1 protein-coding gene and 1 pseudogene are annotated in these 1,945 nt (G+C 78.4%); both read right to left on the bottom strand.

The window, feature by feature from the left end:
• Positions 1–1,318 (bottom strand): trypsin-like peptidase domain-containing protein (locus tag RIF68_RS35485; protein ID WP_309055719.1); only part of this gene is annotated, 1,318 nt, incomplete at its 3' end.
• Between the two features lie 76 nt (positions 1,319–1,394).
• A pseudogene (locus tag RIF68_RS35480) lies at positions 1,395–1,945 on the bottom strand (zf-HC2 domain-containing protein); the annotation flags it as partial.

The raw sequence follows: 1,945 nt of genomic DNA, 5'->3' as shown, positions 1-1,945 counted from the left end.
CACCGGAGTTCCCGGGGTTGATGGGCGCGTCGGTCTGGAGGGCGTCGACGTAGCTGATGTCACTGCCGTCGCCCTTCTCGCCGCCGGCGGTGATCGGGCGCTCCTTGGCGCTGATGATCCCGGAGGTAACGGTGTTGGAGAGGTCGAAGGGGGCGCCGATGGCGACGACGGGGTCGCCGACGCGGACGTTGTCGGAGTTTCCGAGCGGCAGCGGTTTGAGACCGGAGACGCCGGTGACCCGGACGACGGCGAGGTCGTAACCGGCGTCCTTGCCCACGAGCTCGGCGTCGGCACTCTCGCCGCTGGAGAACGTGACCGTGATGTCGCCGGAGGAGCCGGCGCCGTCGACCACGTGATTGTTGGTGAGGATGTGGCCCCTGGTGTCGAGGACGAAGCCGGTGCCCGTCCCGGCGCCCCCGCCGCCGCTGACGTGGAGGGTGACGACGCCCGGCAGCGCGCTGGCCGCGATGCCGGCGACGCTCTCGGGTGCGCGGCCGGTGTCGGCGGCCCCGGCCTGGGGCAGCTCGACGGTGGTGAGGCCGCCGTGGCGCTCCACGTAGGCGCCGACGCCCCCGCCGATGACCCCGGTGACGAGCGCGAGGAGCAGCGCGCCGACGAGGGCGAGGCCCTTGCCGGGCTTCTTCTTCGCGGGCGGCGCCACCGGGGTGACGCCGGTGGGGCCGGCGCCCCAGGGGTCGTACTGCACCCAGGGCGCGGGCGCGACGTTCTGCGGCTGCGGGTGGGGTACGGGCGCGGCGGGCGCGGGTACGGCCTGCGGCGGTACGGCGGCGGCCGGCCGCTGCACGGGCGGCGCGGGCGCCCACGGCCCGGGCTCCCCGTAGGGCGGCGTCCGGTACTCGTCGGGCGCGTGCAGCGGCTGCGGAGCCGGCGGGGCCGGGAGCTCGTCCCGGCCGTACGGGACGGGCGCGGCGTCGGCGTCGTGCGGCGGGAGGCCGACGGGCGCGACCGGAGCGGGCGGCTCGTGCGGCTCCTCCGGGCGCTCGTCCGCCACCGGCGTGCGCTCCTTCGTCAGGTCGACGGCCGGCGGGGCGGGCGCGGGGGCCTGCCCGGCGGGAGCGGCGGGCGCCGGTACGGCGTCGAGGGCCGGGCCCCCGGCGGGCGCGCCCACGGGCTCACCGGCCGGGCCGTCCTTCGTCAGGTCGACCGCCACCGGGACGGGCTCGGGGGCCTGCGCCGGTGAGGCGGGTCGAGGGGCTTGGAGGGGAAAGTCGTCGTCCGCGGGGGGCGGCGAGGGTATCCGCGCCGCCTCCGGGGCCGTCGAAGGCCGGCTCCACCAGTTCGGCTTCCCGTCGTTCATGCTCTCCCCGCAAACCGCTGACCCGTGCGCGCCCCCGGCTCGGGGCCCCTGCCCCAGGATTCAACCAGGTCGCGGGTCAGCGGGGGGAGCCGAGCGGCAGGGTGGACGGGCCCGGGGCGGGGCTCGGCACGGGCCCGAGGCCCAGATGCGGGACCGGGCCCGTCGGCCGTATGAACGGGGACAGCGCGAACGGCGGGTGCGCCGCCTGGTTCTGGAGCCGTACCGCCAGGAGCGGCGACGGGGCGGAGTGCGCGACGGGCGGGACGTGCCCGGGTGCCAGCGGTCCGCGCGGCGCGGTGAGCGGCCGGGCGGCGAAGGGGGGCGCCTCGCCCGCGAGGGACTGCGCGCCGGTGGAGCGCTCCCCGGAGCGGGCGCCGCGCACGGTGCTCGCGCCGGGTCCGGTCGCGGAGGCGCTCGCCCGCAGCGGGGTGATCGCGCTGCCGGTGCCCTGTCCGCGACCGCTCGCGTTCACGGAGGACTCCAGCGGCAGGGTGCCGCCGAGGGCTATGGCCGCGAAGGAGACGGCGCTGGCCGCGGCGAAGGCGAAACGCCGGCCGCGTCCGGGCAGCCCGGGGCCGCGGTCGACCTCGTGGATGCGGAAGCCGCGCCCGGTGCCGGGGGCGGGCG

The sequence above is a fragment of the Streptomyces sp. genome (genome assembly GCF_031178505.1).
Lineage (GTDB): Bacteria > Actinomycetota > Actinomycetes > Streptomycetales > Streptomycetaceae > Streptomyces > Streptomyces gulbargensis.
The sequence above is the reverse complement of the archived record's forward strand: the minus strand, read 5'-3'. Positions and strand labels throughout refer to the sequence as shown.